Source organism: Nonomuraea sp. C10 (genome assembly GCF_008017515.1).
GTDB classification, from domain to species: domain Bacteria; phylum Actinomycetota; class Actinomycetes; order Streptosporangiales; family Streptosporangiaceae; genus Nonomuraea; species Nonomuraea ferruginea.
In genome coordinates this window covers 1,724,050-1,742,525 of the sequence record NZ_VPFF01000001.1, presented here as the reverse complement: position 1 = coordinate 1,742,525, position 18,476 = coordinate 1,724,050, and the positions used below count along the sequence as shown (strand labels likewise).

At 73.0% G+C, this 18,476-nt stretch carries 17 protein-coding genes; 7 read left to right on the top strand and 10 right to left on the bottom strand.

From position 1 onward, the window contains the following. Positions 1-79: 79 nt before the first annotated feature. Genes FR742_RS07865 through FR742_RS07855 form a run of 3 tightly spaced genes read right to left on the bottom strand, consistent with a single transcriptional unit; the run spans position 80 to position 5,042 of the window. The gene (locus FR742_RS07865) at positions 80-2,551 is read right to left on the bottom strand and encodes a polynucleotide kinase-phosphatase (RefSeq protein WP_148030324.1); all 2,472 of its coding nucleotides are present in this window, start codon (positions 2,549-2,551) and stop codon (positions 80-82) included. Next, positions 2,535-4,085: a 3' terminal RNA ribose 2'-O-methyltransferase Hen1 gene (locus tag FR742_RS07860; protein ID WP_148030323.1), complete on the bottom strand. Its 1,551-nt coding sequence runs from the start codon at positions 4,083-4,085 to the stop codon at positions 2,535-2,537. The genes FR742_RS07865 and FR742_RS07860 overlap by 17 nt, the downstream gene beginning before the upstream one ends. 42 nt (positions 4,086-4,127) lie before the next feature. Next, entirely contained in the window at positions 4,128-5,042 is a 915-nt protein-coding gene (locus tag FR742_RS07855; protein WP_148030322.1) for an LLM class F420-dependent oxidoreductase, read from the bottom strand. A 119-nt stretch (positions 5,043-5,161) separates the two neighbouring features. Between FR742_RS07855 and FR742_RS07850 the strand changes: the two genes are divergently transcribed. From FR742_RS07850 to FR742_RS07835, 4 genes are all read left to right on the top strand, one after another. Continuing rightward, positions 5,162-6,379 carry a hypothetical protein gene (locus FR742_RS07850; RefSeq protein WP_148030321.1) on the top strand — a complete coding sequence of 406 codons (1,218 nt, stop codon included), beginning with the start codon at positions 5,162-5,164 and terminating at the stop codon, positions 6,377-6,379. Between the two features lie 75 nt (positions 6,380-6,454). Next, positions 6,455-7,603 (top strand): sensor histidine kinase, encoded by a 1,149-nt coding sequence (locus tag FR742_RS07845; RefSeq protein ID WP_148030320.1) that lies wholly within the window; start codon positions 6,455-6,457, stop codon positions 7,601-7,603. Further along, a complete protein-coding gene (locus FR742_RS07840) occupies positions 7,600-8,688 on the top strand; it encodes a sensor histidine kinase (protein WP_148030319.1) in 1,089 nt (362 codons plus the stop codon). Before FR742_RS07845 ends, FR742_RS07840 begins: the two co-directional genes overlap by 4 nt. Further along, positions 8,685-9,284 carry a response regulator transcription factor gene (locus FR742_RS07835; RefSeq protein WP_148030318.1) on the top strand — a complete coding sequence of 200 codons (600 nt, stop codon included), beginning with the start codon at positions 8,685-8,687 and terminating at the stop codon, positions 9,282-9,284. Before FR742_RS07840 ends, FR742_RS07835 begins: the two co-directional genes overlap by 4 nt. On the opposite strand, the gene FR742_RS07830 is transcribed toward FR742_RS07835, so the two are convergent. Then, positions 9,281-10,540, bottom strand: coding sequence for a class I SAM-dependent RNA methyltransferase (locus FR742_RS07830; RefSeq protein ID WP_396989219.1), 1,260 nt, complete (start codon positions 10,538-10,540; stop codon positions 9,281-9,283). The genes FR742_RS07835 and FR742_RS07830 overlap by 4 nt on opposite strands. A 59-nt stretch (positions 10,541-10,599) precedes the next feature. On the opposite strand from FR742_RS07830, the gene FR742_RS07825 reads away from it, so the two are divergent. After that, positions 10,600-12,228 carry an alpha/beta-hydrolase family protein gene (locus FR742_RS07825; RefSeq protein WP_261808407.1) on the top strand — a complete coding sequence of 543 codons (1,629 nt, stop codon included), beginning with the start codon at positions 10,600-10,602 and terminating at the stop codon, positions 12,226-12,228. On the opposite strand, the gene FR742_RS07820 is transcribed toward FR742_RS07825, so the two are convergent. Further along, positions 12,215-14,257 carry an APC family permease gene (locus tag FR742_RS07820; RefSeq protein ID WP_148030315.1) on the bottom strand — a complete coding sequence of 681 codons (2,043 nt, stop codon included), beginning with the start codon at positions 14,255-14,257 and terminating at the stop codon, positions 12,215-12,217. The genes FR742_RS07825 and FR742_RS07820 overlap by 14 nt on opposite strands. A 103-nt stretch (positions 14,258-14,360) precedes the next feature. Here FR742_RS07820 and FR742_RS07815 point away from each other — a divergent pair, with 103 nt between their 5' ends. After that, a complete protein-coding gene (locus FR742_RS07815) occupies positions 14,361-15,026 on the top strand; it encodes a TrkA family potassium uptake protein (RefSeq protein ID WP_148030314.1) in 666 nt (221 codons plus the stop codon). Beyond that, a complete protein-coding gene (locus FR742_RS07810; RefSeq protein WP_148030313.1) occupies positions 15,026-15,685 on the top strand; it encodes a TrkA family potassium uptake protein in 660 nt (219 codons plus the stop codon). Before FR742_RS07815 ends, FR742_RS07810 begins: the two co-directional genes overlap by 1 nt. Before the next feature lie 55 nt (positions 15,686-15,740). Here the strand turns inward: FR742_RS07810 and FR742_RS07805 are convergent, their stop codons facing one another. Genes FR742_RS07805 through FR742_RS07785 form a run of 5 tightly spaced genes read right to left on the bottom strand, consistent with a single transcriptional unit; the run spans position 15,741 to position 18,474 of the window. Beyond that, positions 15,741-16,406, bottom strand: coding sequence for a DUF3159 domain-containing protein (locus FR742_RS07805; RefSeq protein ID WP_148030312.1), 666 nt, complete (start codon positions 16,404-16,406; stop codon positions 15,741-15,743). 4 nt (positions 16,407-16,410) lie between these two features. Beyond that, positions 16,411-16,797: an OB-fold nucleic acid binding domain-containing protein gene (locus tag FR742_RS07800; RefSeq protein ID WP_148030311.1), complete on the bottom strand. Its 387-nt coding sequence runs from the start codon at positions 16,795-16,797 to the stop codon at positions 16,411-16,413. A gap of 29 nt (positions 16,798-16,826) precedes the next feature. Then, complete coding sequence (locus FR742_RS07795) at positions 16,827-17,462, bottom strand: DUF3710 domain-containing protein (protein WP_261808406.1); 636 nt, start codon at positions 17,460-17,462, stop codon at positions 16,827-16,829. Between the two features lie 20 nt (positions 17,463-17,482). After that, positions 17,483-17,923, bottom strand: a complete 441-nt coding sequence (gene dut / locus FR742_RS07790) for a dUTP diphosphatase (RefSeq protein WP_148030310.1) — start codon at positions 17,921-17,923, stop codon at positions 17,483-17,485. Beyond that, positions 17,920-18,474 (bottom strand): PaaI family thioesterase, encoded by a 555-nt coding sequence (locus FR742_RS07785; protein ID WP_148030309.1) that lies wholly within the window; start codon positions 18,472-18,474, stop codon positions 17,920-17,922. Before FR742_RS07785 ends, dut begins: the two co-directional genes overlap by 4 nt. Positions 18,475-18,476: the final 2 nt, after the last annotated feature.

Sequence of the window (18,476 nt, the reverse complement as noted above, 5' to 3'; positions counted from 1 at the left end):
GCAACTACCCGCGATCGCCTTTTCTAGCGCCTTGTCTTCGGAAAACCCGATCTGTCCCGGCGCCGGGTCCCCGCCGAGGTCACAGCCTCGGGTCCACGGGCTCCGACTCCAGGGCGAGCACGGCGAACACCGGCTCGTGCACCCGCCAGCCCGGCTCGCCGTCCGCCAGCCGCGCCAGCGCCTCCAGGCCGAGCGCGTGCTCGCGCAGCGCCAGTGAGCGCTTCTTGCCGAGGAAACGCCTGCGCAGCACGTCCAGCGACTCGGTGTAGTCGGGGCCGTAGATGATCCGCAGGTACTCGCGGCCCCTGACCTTGACGCCCGGCTGCACCCGCCCCGCCACGTGCGCGGCCGGCTTGACCACCATGCCCTCGCCGCCGGCGGCGGTCAGCGACTCCCACCACGCGACGGCCGCGGCCCTGGACCCGGCCGAGCCGAGTGTGACGAAGACGTGCCGGGTCGGGGCGATGATCGGCGCGGTGAGCGTGGCCAGCGTCTCCAGGTGCCAGGCGTGCGGCTCCAGCGCCGTGGCCCTCCCCTGGCACGCCAGGATCTGGAAGGGCGCGACCCGTACCCCCTCCAGGCCGTCGACCGGCCAGCAGTAGCGCGCGTACGCGTCGCGGAACAGCGCGGCGTTGCCCGCGCGGCGGCGGGTGCGGTCGAGCAGCCCGGCCACGTCCAGCCCGCGCCCGGCCGCCGCCTCCAGCGCGGCGACGGCGTCGGGCAGCGCGGCGCGGGCGGCGGCGCCGACCGAGGCGTACTGGCGCCTGATCAGCTCGCCTGCCTTGGCGGACCAGGGCAGCAGCTCGCAGTCGAGCGCGACCCAGTCGGAGCCGAGCGCGTCCCACAGCGGTTCGCAGGCCGCGCGCAGCCGTTCCACCAGCGGCCCGGTGTCGGCGAAGAACGGCCGGCCGGTGCGGGTGTAGACGGCGCCGGAGCTGCCGTCGGTGACGCCGAACCGCTCGGCGGCCGCCTCGGGGGTCCTGGCGAGCACGGCCACGGCGCGCGAGCCCATGTGCTTCTCCTCGCACACGACCTCCTCCACCCCGGCGGCGGCGAACTCCTCGAACGCCTCGTTCGGGTGCTCCAGGTAGCCGTCGAGGGCGGACGTCTCGGGTGGCGCCATGGTCGGCGGCAGGTAGACCAGCCAGCGCGGGTCCACCGCGAACCGGCTCATCACCTCCAGCGCCGCGGCGGCGTTCTCCTCGTTCACCTTGACCCGGCCGCCGAACCTGGTCTCGACGTGGCGGGTGCCGCGGACGTCGTCGACGGCGAGCAGGTCCGGGTCGCGCTCGGGGGCGGCGAGCGGCTTGACCGGCTCGTACCAGACCTGCTGGGCGGGCACCTGGACCAGCTCCCGCTCCGGGTAGCGCAGCGCGGTCAGGCTGCCGCCGAAGACGCAGCCGGTGTCGAGGCAGATCGTGTTGTTGATCCACTCGGGCCGCACGGTCGGCGTGTGGCCGTAGACGACCATGGCCGTGCCCCGGTACTCCCGCGCCCACGGGTAGCGGACCGGCAGGCCGTACTCGTCGGTCTCTCCGGTGGTGTCGCCGTACAGCGCGAAGGCCCGCACGCGACCGGAGGCCCGCCCGTGGTACGCCTCCTTGAGCCCGGCGTGCGCCACCACCAGCCGCCCGCCGTCGAGCACGTAGTGGCTGATCAGCCCGTCCATGAAGGCCCGCGCCCGGTCAGCGAACTCCGGCGGCTCGGCGGCGAGCTGGTCGAGCGACTCGCGCAGGCCGTGCGCGGGCGTGACCTTGCGTCCGCCCAGCGCGCGGGCCAGCTTGGCCTCGTGGTTGCCGGCCACGCAGATCGCGGTGCCGGCCTCGACCATGTCCATGACCAGGCGGAGCACGCCCGGCGTGTCGGGCCCGCGGTCGACCAGGTCGCCGACGAACACGGCGGTGCGGCCCTCGGGATGGCTCACGCCCTGGGGGCCGTGCCGCCAGCCGAGCTTCTCCAGCAGCGCCTCCAGCTCCGCCCGGCAGCCGTGCACGTCGCCGATCACGTCGAACGGGCCGGTCAGCTCGCGCCGGTCGGTCCAGGCCTTCTCGTACGAGACCGCGGCGTTCTCGATCTGCTCCACGCCCCGCAGGACGTGCACCTTCCTGAACCCGTCGCGGGAGATCCTGCCCAGCGAGCGGCGCAGCTCCTTGCGCTGGCGGATGACGACCCGCGCGCCGAAGTCGCGGTCGGGCCTGGCCGCGTTGCGCGCGACCGCCACCTCCTCCGGCACGTCCAGCACGATCGCGTCGCACAGCACGTCGTGCCGCCTGGCCAGGTCGACGAGGCTCTTGCGGGCGGCGTACTGCACGTTGGTGGCGTCCACGACGGTGAGCAGCCCGCGCGACAGGCGCACGCCGACGATGTGGTGCAGCAGGTCGAAGGCGTCCGGGGTGGCGCTCTGGTCGTTCTCGTCGTCGGAGACGAGGCCGCGGCAGAAGTCGGACGAGATGACCTGCGTCGGCCTGAAGTGGCGGGCGGCGAAGGTGGACTTGCCGCTGCCGGAGACGCCGACGAGCACCACCAGGGAGAGCTCAGGAACGCTGATCACGGGTGAACACTCCCATCTGGGTGGGCGGGCCGAGCTCCGGGTCCTCCTCGCCGACCGGCCGCAGCTCGGCACGGTAGCCGTAGCGCTCGCCCACTCTCGCGGTCCAGGCGGCGAACTCGGCGCGGGTCCACTCGAAGCGGTGGTCGGGGTGGCGCAGGCCGGTGAGGAAGGGGTAGCGCGGGTTGTACTCGACGTTGGGCGTGGTGACGACGACGTGGCCGGGCTTGGCGTGGCCGAACACGACCTGTTCGAGCGCGGCCAGGCGCGGCGGGTCCACGTGCTCGACCACTTCCATGAGCACGGCGGCGTCGTAACCGGCCAGGCGCCCGTCGGTGTACGTGAGCGCGCCCTGGAAGAGAGTGAGCCTGGCGCGCTTGCTGTCGGGCATGCGCTCCAGCCTGAGCTTGCGCGCGGCGATGGTCAGCGCCGTCGCCGAGACGTCCATCCCCGCCACGCGGGCGAAGCGCGGCCTGGCCAGCAAGGCGCCGACCAGCTCGCCCTGACCGCAGCCGAGGTCGATGACACTGGTCGCCCCGAGCTCCTCCAGCACCTCCAGCACGGCGGCCCGCCGCCGCGCGTGCAACGGCACCCGCTTCCCCCCAGGCACTTCAGCACCGGCGCCCGCCGCATCAGGGGCGTCCTCTCCGGCCGCGCCACGCACCTCCGCACCAGCGTCAGGGGCGTCCTCTCCCGCCGCGCCACGCGCCGCGGCCTCGGCGGCGGCCGCCTCGTCGGCCGCCGTCTCGCCCTCCGGCGCCTCCTCGGCGAGCGCGGGCGCCAGCCGCTCCTCGGGCTCGTCGCCCAGCTCGGCGAGCCGGGCCAGCGCGGTGCGGGCCAGCGCCCAGCGCCGCCCCAGGTAGCGGCGGGTGATCAGGGACCGCTCCGGATGCCCGTACAGCCAGCCCTCTCCGGCCCGGACCAGCTTGTCGATCTCGTCGGACGCGATCCAGTAGTGCTTGCCGTCGTCGAGCACCGGAAGCAGCACGTACAGGTGGTTGAGCGCGTCGGCCAGCCGCACCGTGCCGGACAGTTCCAGCCGCACGTACCGCGAGTCCCCCCACTCGGGGAAGCCCTCGTCGAGCGGCACCGGCCGGGCGCTCACCCGCCAGCCGAGCGGCGCGAAGAGCCGCTCGGCCAGTTCGGGGCCGCCTCTGCAGGGCAGCGCCGGCAGCCGGATCTCCAGCGGCAGCGGCGCCGCCGCCAGCTCGGGCCGGGCATGGCAGCGTCCGGCCCGCGCGGTGCGGAACACGTCGGCCAGCGCCACCGCCAGCAGCGAGGACGCGGCGTAGGGCCGGTCGTTGACGTACTGGGCCAGGCTGAAGTCGGGCGTGTTCTTGCCCCGCGACCTGGCCAGCGTGACCGAGTCGACGTCGAGCAGCAGCGCGGCGGTGCACCGCTCCTCCCCCGCCTCTGGATAGAACACGGTCGCCTCGCCGAACGACTGGCCGAACCGCTGCACCCGGTCAGGATGCTTGTGCAGCAGGAAGCCGAGGTCGGTGGCGGGCCGCGCCGTCGTGGAGATCGTCAGGAGCACGCGGACAAGTGTGCACCAGCCCGGCGAAACGCCGCCATCGAGTTACACGTGCGGCAGCACCTCGGCGGCGATGAGCTCCAGGTGCTCCAGATCCCCCAGGTCCATCACCTGCAGGTAGATCCGCTCGGCGCCGAGCGAGCCGAACGCGCCGATCTTCTCCAGCACCTCGGCCGGGGTCCCGGCCAGCCCTCCTTCGCGCAGCTCGTCCAGCGGCGTGCCGACGGCGGCGGCCCGACGCTCCAGCTCGGCCTGGTCACGGCCCACGCACACGGTCTGCGCCGCCGACATCAGGATGTCCCGGCCCGTCTCCTGGGCCGCCCGGCGCACCCGCTCGAACGCGGTCGCGGTCTCCTCCACGGTGTGGAAGGGCACGTTGTACTCGTCGGCGTACGTCGCGGCCAGGCGCGGGGTGCGCTTGGCGCCGAAGCCGCCGACGATGATCGGCGGGCCCGGCCGCTGCGCCGGCTTGGGCAGCGCGGGCGAGTCGACGACCCGGTAGTAGGGGCCGTCGTGGGAGTACGACTTCTCCGCCGCCCACAGCCCCTTGATGATCTCCAACTGCTCCTCGAAACGGCCGAACCGCTCGGCCGTGGGCGGGAACGGGATGCCGTACGCGGCGTGCTCGCCGTCATACCAGCCGGTGCCCAGACCCAGCTCGACCCGGCCGCCGCTCATCTGGTCGACCTGGGCAACGCTGATCGCCAGCGGCCCGGGGAGCCGGAACGTGGTCGGCGTCACCAGGGTGCCCAGCCTGATCGTGGAGGTCTCGCGGGCCAGCCCCGCCAGCGTGATCCAGGCGTCGGTCGAGCCGGGGCCCGGGTCGCCGTCCCCGATGCGCTGATAGTGGTCAGACCGGAAGAACGCGTCGAAGCCAAGCCGCTCGGCGGTCCTGGCCACGGTGAGCAGCTCGTCATAGGTGGCGCCCTGCTGGGGCTCGGTGAAGATCCTCAACTTCATGACGCCATTATCGATCCAAAGCGGACGTCATCCGGAGATTGACCGCGCGCCACCCCGAACGCTTGCTAACGTCCACCCTCGACCGCGTTCCGTAGTCATGTGATCACTCGGAGTGGCTCATGTCGGCCTCACGGCGCAGAAGACCCGCAGGTACGCTCCCGCGTCCGCTCGCTTTCCTGGCCGCGGGCGTCCTGGCGGTGGCCACCGGGGCGGCGCTCTCGCTGCTGCCCGCCCGGGCCACGCTCCACCAGACGACGCCCCGGCCCTCTCCCCCGCCTGCCCGCGCCACCCCCGCGCCACCGCCGGTCCCGCCGGGGCCGTCCGGATTCGTGACGTTCGTCGACACCGCGGCCGACCCGGGCTTCGACCTTCCCACCGACGCGCGCCGCACCGGCACCCGCTGGTACGCGCTCGGCCACCTGACGGCCGCGCCCGACGGCTGCGCGCAGCGGTGGGCCGGGCGGCTGGCGTTCGGCCACGACCCGGTGGCCAACCGGATCGCCGGGCTGCGCGCCCTCGGCGGCGACGCCGGGCTGGTCTTCGGCGGCCCCGCCGGCGAGGCCGCCGCCACCTGCACCAGGCCGGGCGCGCTGGCCGCCGCCTACCGGCGGGCCGTCGGCGCCTTCGACGCCCGCTACGTCGACTTCGACCTGCCGCGCCCCGGTGATCAGGCGACGGTGCTGCGCCGCGCCCGCTCGATCAGGGCCGTGCAGCGGGAGCGTCGGCTGAGCGTCGGCTTCACGCTGCCGCTCCACCCCGACGGGCTGTCGGCGCGCGACGCGCTGATGCTTCGGCTCACCCGCGAGGCGGGCGCCCGCGTCGCCACCGTGAACGTGCTGGCCGAGATCGAGCCGCAGAATGCCCCCGAGGGCCGCCTGCTACGACTCGCCAAGGCCGTACGAGCCGCCCAGGCCCAGCTCACGAGCCCGTACGGACCGACAGTCGCGAACAAGACCACCACCCGCCAACCGTCCAGGCCGACGGGCACGGCCGCAGCCGCCACCGGCGAACGGCCCCGGTCGGCGGCCACGGCCCAAGCCGCCATCGGCGAGGCGTCCAGGCTGACCGGCACGGCCGCAGCCGCCACCGGCGAGCCTTCCGGGCTGACGGGCGCGGACAGGGCCGCCACTGGCGCGCTGGCCCGGGCGGCGGGCGCGGACGGGATCGGTGGCGGGCCGCCTCGGCTGGCGTTGACGTGCGTGCTGGCCGATCCGGGAGATCTGAGCGTGACGGACGCGCGGAAGCTGGCCGCGTTCGCCGCCCGGCATGGGCTGGCGTGGCTGTCGCTGAGGGGCGCCGCCCCCGACCCGGAGGTGGCCAGGGCCTTGCGGAGCTGACCATTACAGCCACCCTTGCCGGAACTATAGGCTTTCGCTGCGGGACGCGGCCTATGAGCGGTTAGGGGAGTCAGGGTGGCCACCAGGCCGGAAACGGCGAAGAAGATCCTCATCTACTGGATGGACGGCATGGTCCTCCTGATGGGCATCGCCTTCGTCGCCACGATCGCCGTCGCGGCCCAGATGAGCATGATCGGCTGGGTTGGCGCGGCGGCCTCCATCACGTGCCTGACCGTGGTCCTCGTCATGTTCTCCCTCATCCTCAGGGACGCCTTCGACAACCGGCCCCGGCCCACGGTCAAGCTGCTCGTGTCCGGGGTGGCGGTGGTGGCGGTCCTCCTGCTGCCGATGCCGCGGGACGGCTCGTTCATGACCTGGGAGGTCGTGGCGTACCTCTGGCTCAGCGTCGTCCTGCTCCACCTGCCGTTCTGGGCGACCGCCCTGATGGGCACGGCGCTGGTCACGGCCATCACCGTCATGCAGACGGGGCACGGCGGTCCGTGGCAGGCGGTGCTGCTGATCCAGCTGTCCGGCGCCGTGCTGATGCCGCTGGCCATGTGGTCGTGGCGCTGGCTGTGGTGGACGATCAGGGACGCGCACGACAGCCAGGCGGCCAAGTCCAGGCTCGCCGTCGCCGAGGAGCGGCTGCGCTTCGCCCGCGACCTGCACGACCTGCTCGGCCACAGCCTGTCCGTCATCACGCTCAAGAGCGAGCTGGCCGCCAAGCTCGCGACCAAGGACGCCGCCAAGGCCGCGGCCGAGATGGCCGACGTGCGGCGGCTGACCGGCGAGTCGCTGACGGAGGTCCAGCTCGCCGTGGACGGCTACCGGTCGCTGGACCTGGACGAGGAGCTGGCCAGGGCGCGCGCCGTGCTGGAGGCCGCCGGCACCCGGTGCGTCGTCGAGGCGGGCACCGGCGAGCTGCCGCCCGCCGCCCGCGCGCTGCTCGCCTGGGTGGTGCGCGAGGGCGCCACGAACGTGCTCAAGCACAGCTCCGCCTCCCGCTGCTCGATCACCTTCGCCGACGGCGTGCTGGAGATGCGCAACGACGGCGTGCACGGCACGAAGATCAGCCCCGAGTACGGCGCCGTGAACGGCACGCCGAACGGCGCCGGGAGCGGACTGCGCGGCCTGGCCGAGCGGATGACCGCCGCGGGCGGCGCCTTCTCCGCCGGGCCGGTGCGCGACGGGGAGTTCGTGCTGCGGGCCCGGGTGCCGGCATGAGGCGCGCCACCAAGCTCGACAAGGTCCGCTGGCTCATCGTCTACTCGACGGACTTCGTCCTCGCGCTGGGCCTGATCGGGCTCGTGATGGTGTACGCGGCGTGGGAGGGCGGCATGCCGGGCCCGCTGGCCGCCGCCGGGGCCGTGCTCGTCGTCTCGGTCGTGGTGCTCGGGATGCGGGTCTTCCGGCTGGCGGTCAGGGGCGCGGCCCGGCCGACCAGGCTGCTGGCCGCCGGCGGGGTGATGGCGCTGCTGCTGACGCCGTTCGCGGCCGTGCCGACGATCGCGCTGTGGCCGGCGATGGTGTCGCCGTGGGTCCGCGGGCGCACCACCCTCCTGCTGTCGGCCGCGTCCATGGTCCCGGTGACCGTCCTTTTCCTCGTGCTCGGCGCGTTCGAGCCGGCGCTGCTGCTCATGCAGGTCCTGTTCACCGGCCTGCTCGCCGGCGGCATCCCGGTGAACCTGTGGCTGTGGCGCATCACCAGGGAGGCGCACGAGGGCCAGGAGGCCCGGGCCCTGCTGGCCGTGTCGGAGGAGCGGCTGCGCTTCGCCCGCGACCTCAACGACCTGCTCGGCCAGAGCCTCACCGGCATCGCCGCCAGGACGGCCACGGCCGAGGAGCTGCTGCGCGCCGACCCCGAGGCGGCCTCCCGCGAGATGTTCGAGGTACGCGACGTCGCCCGGCGGTCGCTGCGCGAGGTGCGCGCGGCCGTGCAGAACTACCGGGCGCTCGACTTCGACGAGGTGCTGGCCAGCGTCCGCGCGGTGCTGGAGGCGGCCGACGTGCGCTGCACCGTGGAGTGCGACGCCGGCGCGCTGCCGCCCGAGACCCGCACCCTGCTGGCCACCGTGGTCCGCGAGGGCGCCACCAACGTGCTCAAGCACAGCAAGGCCGAGCACTGCACGATCACCATCAAGGAGGGGATCCTGGAGATGACCAACGACGGCGTCATCGGCCCGCCGGGCGAGCACGCGCCGAACGGCCTCGGCGGGCTCGCCCAGCGCGTGCGCGGCGCCGGGGGCACGCTCTCGGCCGCGCCCACGCCCGGCGGCTCGTACGTGCTCAGGGTGGTGGTGCCGGCATGACCACGCGCGTGCTGCTGGCCGACGACGAGCACCTCATCCGGGGCGCGCTGGCGGCGCTGCTCGACCTGGAGGACGGCATCGAGGTCGTGGCCCAGGTGGGCAGGGGCGACGAGGTGGTGGACGCGGTCGCGGAGCACCGGCCGGACGTGGCCGTGCTGGACATCGAGATGCCCGGCATGGACGGGCTGAGCGCCGCCGAGCGGATCAGCTCCAAGTGCAAGATCGTGATCCTGACCAGCCTGGGCCGGCCCGGCTACCTGCGCAGGGCCATGGCCGCCGGGGTGAGCGGGTTCCTCGGCAAGGACGCCTCCGCCGAGGAGCTGGCCATGGCGATCCGCAAGGTCCAGTCGGGCGGGCGCTATCTCGACGCCGAGCTGGCCGCCGCCGCGATGGCGGCCGGCGACAGCCCGCTCACCGACCGGGAACGCGACGCGCTGCGGCTGGCCGCCGACGGCCACCCGATCGCGCGGATCGCGGGCGAGCTGCACCTGACCGAGGGCACGGTGCGCAACTACCTGTCGAGCGCCATGACCAAGCTGAACGCGCAGAACCGGCTGGAGGCGATCAGGACGGCGCAGCGCATGGGCTGGCTCTAAGGCTGTCCGGCTCTGACCAGCAGGGCGACGCACTCCACGTGGTGGGTCATCGGGAAGGCGTCGAAGGCCCGCAGGTCGGCCAGCGGATAGCCGCGCTCGGCCAGCCAGGCGAGGTCGCGGGCCAGCGTCGCGGGGTCGCAGGACACGTACACGACGCGTGACGGCTCCAGGGCGGCGACGCGGGACACCACGTCGCGGCCCAGGCCCGCGCGGGGCGGGTCGACGACCACGAGGTCCGCGCGCTCGATCTGGTAGCGGTCGAGGGCGTCCTCGACGCGGCCGCGCTCGATCCTGGCCTGGGGCAGGTCGCGCAGGTTGGCGCGGGCGTCGCGCACGGCGGCGGCCTCCGACTCCAGGCCGAACACGGCGCCATCGGGGCCGACCGCCTCGGCCAGGCCGGCCGCGAACAGGCCGGCGCCGCAGTAGAGGTCGAGCGCCCACTCCCCCGGCTCGGGGGCGGCGTAGGCGAGGACGGCGTCGAGGAGGGTCTCGGCGGCGCCCGGGTGGACCTGCCAGAAGCCGCTGCCCGCGACCCGGAACTCGCGCTCGCCCACCCGCTCGTGCAGCACGCCGGAACCGCGCCGCGCGGCGGTGCGGCCCTTGCCCTCGTCGAGCAGGACGGCGGCGGGCGCGTCGAGGTCGGGCACGGCGACGGGGCGGCGGTGGCGCGGGGTGACGACGACGGCCCGCTCGCCGCCGGACGAGGCGATCACCTCGACCGCGCGGGCGCCCGGCCAGTCGTGCGACTCGGCGCCGACGGCCTCCACCTCGGGGTGGGCGATCAGGCAGGCGTCGATCGGCTGGATCTCGTGGGAGCGGTGCCTGCGCAGGCCGAGCCGGCCGTCGGAAAGGGCGGCGAACTGGACGCGGGTGCGCCAGCCGAGCCCGTCCTTGGCGCCGGGCACCTCCTCGACGACGACCTCGCGCTCGATGCCGGCGAGGCGGCGCAGCTGCTCGGCCACCACGTCGGCCTTGAGCCGGCGCTGCGCCTCCAGGGTGGCGTGCTGCCAGTCGCAGCCGCCGCACAGGCCGGGGCCGGCGTACGGGCAGGGCGGCACGACCCGGTCGGGCGACGCCTCGATGACGCGCACCGCGTCGGCCCGCAGGAAGCGGCTCGTCTCCTCGGTGACCTCGGCCACGACCCGCTCCCCTGGCAGCGCGTGGCGGACGAAGACCACACGGCCCTCATGGCGTGCCACGCACCAGCCGCCGTGGGCGACCGGACCTACCGTCAGCTCGAGCGATGCCTGTTCCACATCCGACAGCCTATGCCCGGAGGGGTCCCGCCCGGCCCGCTCGACTACGGTTGACGATCGTGACGGAGTCGGGGCGGGTGGTACGCAGGAGGCTCGGCTTCGCCGGGACGCTCCTCGCCACGCTGTTCTTCTGCGCCTCGCTGACGCCCTCGCTGCTGCCGCGTACGTGGGAGTACCAGGGGGTGATGGGGGCCGTCACGGCCATACTCGGCTACGGCGTGGGCGCGTCGATCGGGGCCGGGTGCCGCGCGGTGATCCGCTACCGGCCGCCCGCGCGGTGGGTGCGGCGGGCCTGGGAGGTCATGCTCGGGGTGTGCGCGGCGCTGACGGTGTCGGCGCTGTCCTACAGCTACGGCTGGCAGCGCGACCTGCGGGCGCTCATGGGCATGGACACCGTGATCCCCTGGTATCCGCCGGTCATCATCGGGCTGGCCACCGTGCTGTTCTGCGTGTTCCTGGCGCTGGCCCGGCTGGTGCGGCTGGGCGGGCGCAAGCTGATCGGGTGGCTCGACCGCTACGTCCCGCACGTCGTGGGACACGCGATCGGGGGGATCCTGGTGGCCTTCCTGATCGCGGTGTTCTTCAACGACGTGCTGTTCTCCGGGTTCGTCGCCGCGATGAACAACGTCTCGTCGGTGGCCAACGAGAGCACGCAGGCGGGCGTGCGCCGCCCGGCCTCGCCGGAGCTGTCGGGCGGTCCGCGGTCGCTGGTGGGCTGGCAGGAACTCGGCAAGGAGGGGCGCACGTTCACCGGCGCCGCGCTGACCCCGCGCGAGCTGGAGACGTTCTCCGGCAAGCCCGCCGAGCAGCCGATCAGGGTGTACGTGGGCCTGGAGTCCGCGCCCACGCCGCGCGCGCGGGCCGACCTGGCGGTGCGGGAGCTGGAGCGCACCGGCGCGTTCGAGCGGCCGGTGCTGGCCGTGCTGGGCACCACCGGCACGGGCTGGGTCGATCCCGGCCTCTGCGAGGCGCTGGAGTACATGTACAACGGCGACACGGCCACGGTCGCCGTGCAGTACTCGTACCTGCCGAGCTGGGTGTCGTTCCTCGTCGACAGGGACCGGGCGGCGGTGGCCGGCCGGACGCTGTTCGACGCGGTCCGGGAGCGCTGGGAGCGGCTGCCCGCGGACGACCGGCCGCTGCTCCTGGTGGGCGGCGAGAGCCTCGGCTCCTACTCGATGGAGAGCGCGTTCAGCGGGCTGGACGACATGGTCGCCCGCACGGACGGCGCCCTGTTCGTCGGCTCACCGTACGCCAACCCCATCTGGTACGAGCTCACGACGGAGCGCGACCCCGGCAGCCCGGTCTGGCGGCCCGTCTACGGGTCGGGCGAGATCGTACGGTTCGCGCAGCGGCCCGCCGACCTGGCGGGCGAGCCGCGCCCGCGGGTGGTCTACCTGCAGAACGCCTCCGACCCGGTGGTGTGGTGGACACCCCGGCTCATCTTCGACCGGCCGGCCTGGCTGGAGGAGCCGCGCGCGCCGGCGATCAACCCGCAGATGAACTGGTTCCCCCTGGTGACCTTCTGGCAGGTGCTGGGCGACATGACGGCCGGGCTGGGCACCCCGCCCGGCTACGGCCACCGCTACGGGTCGCTCATCGTGTACGGGTGGGCGGCCGTCGCCCCGCCCCCCGGCTGGACCGCCGCGGACTCCGCGCGCCTGGGCGTCCGCATCAGCGGCGGTTGACGTCCTTCTCGCCGGACGAGCGCTGCAGCGGGCGGCGCACCCCGCCGGGGGCGAGCGGCTCGGGACGGCCGGACAACCGGGTGGACGAGTGGAGCTGCCACGGCACGCTGGTCACCATCACGCCCGGCTTGAACAGCAGCCGCGCCTTCAGCCGGAACGCGCTCTGGTTGTGCAGCAGGTGCTCCCACCAGTGGCCGACCACGTACTCGGGGATGAAGACGGTCACCACGTCGCGCGGGGAGCGGCGGCGTACGGACTTGACGTAGTCGAGGATCGGCTGGGTGATCTCGCGGTAGGGCGAGTCGAGCATCTTCAGCGGCACCTGGATGCCCCGGCGCTCCCAGTCCTCCCGCAGGCGGCGCGCGTCCTCGCCCTCGACGCCGACCGTGATCGCCTCCAGCGTGGAGGGCCGGGTGGCGCGGGCGTAGGCGAGCGCCCGCATGGTCGGCTTGTGCACCTTGGACACCAGCACGATCGCGTGGTTGCGGGCGGGCAGCGTGGTCATGTCGACGTCCTCGGTGAGCTCCAGCTCGGCCGCGACGTTGTCGTAGTGGCGCCTGATGCCCTTCATCATGAGGAACAGCAGCGGCATCGCGATGCACACGATCCACGCGCCCACCGCGAACTTGGTGACCAGCACGACCACCAGCACCAGCCCGGTCATCACGGCGCCGAAGAAGTTGATCGTCCGCGACCGGTGCATCTGGTGGCGGGCCTTCAGGTCGTCCTCGGTACGCAGCCGGCGCGTCCAGTGGATGACCATGCCGGTCTGGCTGAGCGTGAAGGAGACGAAGACGCCGACGATGTAGAGGTTGAGCAGGCGGCTGACGTCGGCCTGGAAGCCCCACAGCAGCAGGCACGCCGCCAGGGCCAGGATGATGATGCCGTTGGAGAAGGCCAGCCGGTCGCCGCGGGTGTGGAGCTGGCGCGGCAGGAAGCGGTCCTGGGCCAGGATCGAGGCGAGCACGGGGAAGCCGTTGAAGGCGGTGTTGGCGGCCAGGAACAGCACCAGCGCGGTCACGCCCGAGATGACGTAGAACGGGGCCGAGCCGCCGCCGAAGACCGCGTCGGCCACCTGCGAGATGATCGGCTGCTGGTGGTAGCCGGGGCCGACGGGAGTGCCGTCGGGCCGCAGCAGGTCGGTCGCGGCGACCGACGGCTCCGCCACCTTGACGCCGGACGCCAGGCCGAGCGCGGTGATGCCGCCGAACATGGCGACCGCGATCAGGCCCATCATGAGCAGCGTCTTCGCGGCGTTGCGGCTCCTGGGCTTGCGGAAGGCCGGCACGCCGTTGCTGATGGCCTCGACGCCGGTGAGCGCCGCGCAGCCGGTGGAGAAGGCGCGCAGGATCAGGAACGCCGCGGCGAAGGCGGTCAGGTCGCTCTGCTCGGCCACGATGCCGAAGTCGGCGGTGGGGGCGCGCAGCTCGATGCCGAGGAAGACCAGCTCGTACGAGCCGATCGCGATCATGCCGAGCACGGCGAACATGAACGCGTACACCGGCACCGCGAACGCCAGCCCCGACTCGCGCAGCCCGCGCAGGTTGACCAGTGTGAGAAAGATCACGATGCCGATCGCGACCCCGGGCTTGTGCTCGGCGACGAACGGGATCGTGGCGCCCACGTAGTCGACACCGTTGGCCACCGACACCGCGACGGTGAGCACGTAGTCGACCATGAGCGCGCTGGCCACCGTGAGCCCGGCGTTCTGCCCCAGATTGGTGGAGGCCACCTCGTAGTCGCCGCCGCCGCTGGGGTAGGCGTGCACGTTCTGCCGGTACGACGCCACCACCGTCATCATGACGACGATGACGGCGATGGCGATCCACGGGCTGTAGGAGTAGAACGCCACACCCGCCAGGGACAGGATGACGAGGATCTCCTGGGGCGCGTACGCCACGGAGGAGAGGGCGTCGCTGGCGAAGACCGGCAGCGCGAGGCGCTTCGGCAGGAGCTGCTCGTGGAGCTGGCCGCTGCGCAGGGCTCGTCCCACGAGCAGGCGTTTGACGAGATCCGATGCTTTCGCCACGTTACGGAATGTTAGCCCGCTCCCGGATCCAGGCAGACGGCGAGCGCCCGGCGCGGTCCATACTGGTGTCGAGCGTCCAGATGACCGCGAAGTGCGGGGGAGTATGCATATTGTGATCATGGGATGTGGCCGGGTCGGCTCGACCCTCGCCCACATCCTCGAGGACAACGGCCACTCGATCGCGATCATCGACCGCGATCCACAGGCGTTCCGCCGCCTGCGGGCCGGGTTCCGCGGCCGCCGGGTGACCGGCATCGGCTTCGACCGCGACGTGCTCACCGAGGCCGGCATCGAGTCCGCCTCCGCCTACGTGGCCGTCTCCAGCGGCGACAACTCCAACATCATCTCCGCCCGGGTGGCCCGGGAGACGTTCGGCATCGACAACGTGGTGGCCCGCATCTACGACCCGCGCCGGGCCGAGGTCTACCAGCGGCTCGGCATCCCCACCGTGGCCACCGTGCGGTGGACCGCCGACCAGATCCTGCGCCGCCTCCTGCCGGAGGGCACCGAGCCGCTCTGGCGCGACCCGACCGGCACGGTCGTGCTGGCCGAGGTGAACGTCAACCCGGCGTGGATCGGCACCCGCGTGGTCGACCTGGAGGACCGGGCGCGGGCCCGGGCGGCGTTCATCAACCGGATGGGCGAGGCCGTGGTGATCACCGGATCGACGGTGGTGCAGGAGGGCGACGTCCTCCACATGATCGCCGCCGAGCGCGACATGGACCGGGTCAACAAGCTGCTGGCCGCGTCGCCGGAGGAGGGAGACTGATGCGGGTCGCCATCGCCGGAGCGGGGGCCGTCGGCCGCTCCATCGCCGCCGAACTCCTGGAGAACGGCCACGAGGTGCTGCTCATCGACAACAACCCCAGAGCGATCAAGATCGACAGTGTGCCGCGGGCCGAGTGGCTGCTCGCCGACGCGTGCGAGATCGCCTCGCTCGACGAGGCCGGGCTCAACAACTGCCATGTGGTCGTCGCCTCCTCCGGCGACGACAAGGTCAACCTCGTCGTGTCGCTGCTGGCCAAGACCGAGTACGGCGTGCCGCGCGTGGTGGCGCGGATCAACCACCCCAACAACGAGTGGTTGTTCAACGAGTCGTGGGGGGTCGACGTGGCCGTCTCGACGCCGCGTCTGCTGAGCGCGCTGGTCGAGGAGGCGGTGAGCGTCGGCGACCTGGTGCGGCTGATGACGTTCCGCCAGGGTCAGGCCAACCTGGTCGAGCTCACGCTGGCCGAGGACGCGCCGGTGGTGGGCCAGCGGGCGGGCTCGGTGCCGTGGCCGACCGACGCGGCGCTGGTGGCGATCCTGCGCGAGGGCAGGGTGCTGGTGCCCACCTCCGACGATCCGCTGGAGGCGGGCGACGAGCTGCTCTTCGTGGCCAACCAGGAGGTGGAGCAGGAGCTCGCCCGCCTGCTCTCCCAGCACTGACCCGTCTCCCGGCGCGGGACCCCGCCATGGAGCGCGGGGTCCCGGCAGGGCGGGGTCAGGTGGCCGGTGGAGTGATCGGGGTGCGGCCTCGGCCGAGCACCCAGACCATCGCCGTCAGGGCCGCCACCTGGAGCGGCCACCCCATGACGATCTTCGCGAAGCCCAGCGCCGCCACCGCCTGGTCGCCGCCGCCGAACAGGTAGACCGGCAGCTGCACCGCCACCCGCACCACACACGGGAGCATGAGCAGCCAGGTCAGCCGGGTGCAGAGCTTGACGATGCCCGGGTCCTTGCGCCATCCGACCGGGTCGTTGGTCACCGACCCGATGAGGAATCCGACGACCGGCCACCGGGTGACGATCGAGACCAGCATCGCGACCGCGTAGGCGCCGTTCCACAGGATGCCGGGCAGGAAGTAGTCCTTGGCCTCACCCGTACGGCTGGCGAAGAACGCGCCGATGGCGATGCCGATCAGGCTGTTGATGACGAACTGCGGCGTCGACCGCTGCACCAGCCTGACGACCAGGAGCAGCACCGCCAGCGCGATGCTGATCATGAGCGACAGGCGGAGCTCTTCGGTGATGATCCAGGTCAGGGTGAAGGCGATCGTCGGGACGGCAGCCTCGGCGATGCCCCGGACGCCGCCGAACGCCTTGGCGAGCTGGGCTCGGACCGCCGCCTCGACGGTCTGGTGGGCGGCCTCTTCGGCCTCGGCACTCACCTGATCAACTCCCTGGGCGCAGCTCGTATCGCGGATTGAACATCACCTTGCGTCCGTCCTGGATGCTCACCAGGCCCTCGGCCTTGACCGGGCGGCCCGGCTCGATGCCGGCGATCTTGCGGCGGCCGAGCCAGACCAGGTCGATCACGTCGGAGCCGTCGTAGAGCTCGGCTTCGAGCGCGGGCGCCCCGCCTCTCGGGCGCAGGGTGACAGTACGTAGCGTACCGGCGACGCAGAAGCGGCGGCGGCCGCCACACGCGGCGATGGGGGTGGCGCCGGCCTCGTCGGCGTCTTCGCGCAGCTCCTGGGCCTCGATCTCGGACTGGCTGGAGGTCAGCCGGCTCAGGAGACCGCGCAATCCCCCACGTTTGGGAGGCTCTGCCGTACTCATGATGAATCAGCCTATGTGATGAGGGCTGATCAGCGAATCTCGCTGATCTCCGGCCCTCGCCTGAAGGGGTTGTCACGCACCTCGGGCTGCTCGGCGGCGGCCTGGTCGTTCGGACGGCGCAGCGGGATCGACTCCTCGCGGGCCATCGGCTCGTCGCCGCGCACCACCACGATGTCCTTGATGAAGTCGACGAACGCGGCGGCCAGCTCGTCGTCGACCGCCGCCCGGCCGTTGACCACGGCCAGCAGGAACCAGCGCGACCCGTCGACGCCCATATAGCGGGCGGCCCTGTCGGAGCCCTCCACGGTCACCTTGCCCACCAGCTCGGCACCGAACGGCCCCTCGCGCTCCTCCAATGTCTTGGCGGCGCTCTTGATCTTGGCTCTGACCTCCTCCCACAGCCCGGACGACTTGGGCGCGGCCAGCGCCTGGAGCTGCAGCGAGCTCTCCTCCCACAGCACGACGACGCCGACGTGCTGGTCGCCCACCGAAGCCAGGCGGACGTCGAAGGCCGGGTTGTGGGGCAGGCGCAGGCCGCCCAGGTCGATCCGCTCGGTGTCGGGGTGGGGCTCGTCGGCGTCCCACGGGCCGGACTCGCGGGTGGGCGCCTGAGCGGTCGCCTCGGCCACCTGCTCCTGCTGCTCACGACGGCGACGACGGAACACTGTGTCTCACTCTCCCTGTATCAACGTCCTGTGGAACCGTGGCCGCCCGTGCCCCGCGCCGACCCGGGCAGCTCGCCGACCTCACGGAAGGCCGCCGTCTCCACCCGCTGGAAGACGAGCTGGGCCATCCGGTCGCCGCGGCGCAGCCGGAAGGGCTCCTTCGCGTCGGTGTTGATCAAGGTCACCTTGATCTCGCCGCGGTAGCCGGCGTCGACCGTGCCGGGGGCGTTCACCAGCGTGACGCCGTGGCGCGCGGCCAGCCCCGAGCGGGGATGCACGAACGCGGCGTAGCCGTCGGGCAGCGCGATCGCCACGCCGGTCCCGATGACGGCCCGCTCACCCGGCAGCAGCTCGGCGTCCTCGGCGGCGTAGAGGTCGGCGCCGGCGTCGCCGGGATGGGCGTAGGAGGGCAGCGGCAGGCCGGGGTCGAGCCGCTGGATGAGAACCTCCGGCTCGCTCACGGGTTCACCTCGTAGTCCTGGTGTTCGGCCTGCAGGGCCGCGAGGTCGCCGTGTTCGGCGAAGTGCGTCATGTCCACCTCGATGAACAGCGCCGCCGCCCGGACGGCGACCGGGCCGCCCGGGGCGCCCACGCGCCCCTCAGCCTCAAGGTACGCCTTCCTGCCCGCTATCCCGGTGCACCAGGCGCGCAGGTGGAGTGTCGTGCCCACGGGAACGGGGAGAAGGTAGTCGGTCTCCAGCCGTGCCGTGACATAGGGCTTACGGAGCAGCCAGATGGACATTCCGATGACCTCGTCCATGGCGCTGGCGAGCACGCCGCCGTGCGCCAGCCCGGGCGCGCCCTGGTGCGACTCCCCCACGGTGAACGCGGCCTCGACGCTCGCGCCGTCGGGGGTGACGGCGGCGATGTGCAGACCGGTGGGGTGGTCGTCGCCGCAGCCGAAGCAGCGGCTGAAGTGGGAGCCGAGCGAGCCGCCCGCGGACGGCCCGTCAGGGTGCGTCTTCGGGGGCTCGGCGCCGGGTGGCGGGGTGGTCAGGGTGGAGCGGGTCACGG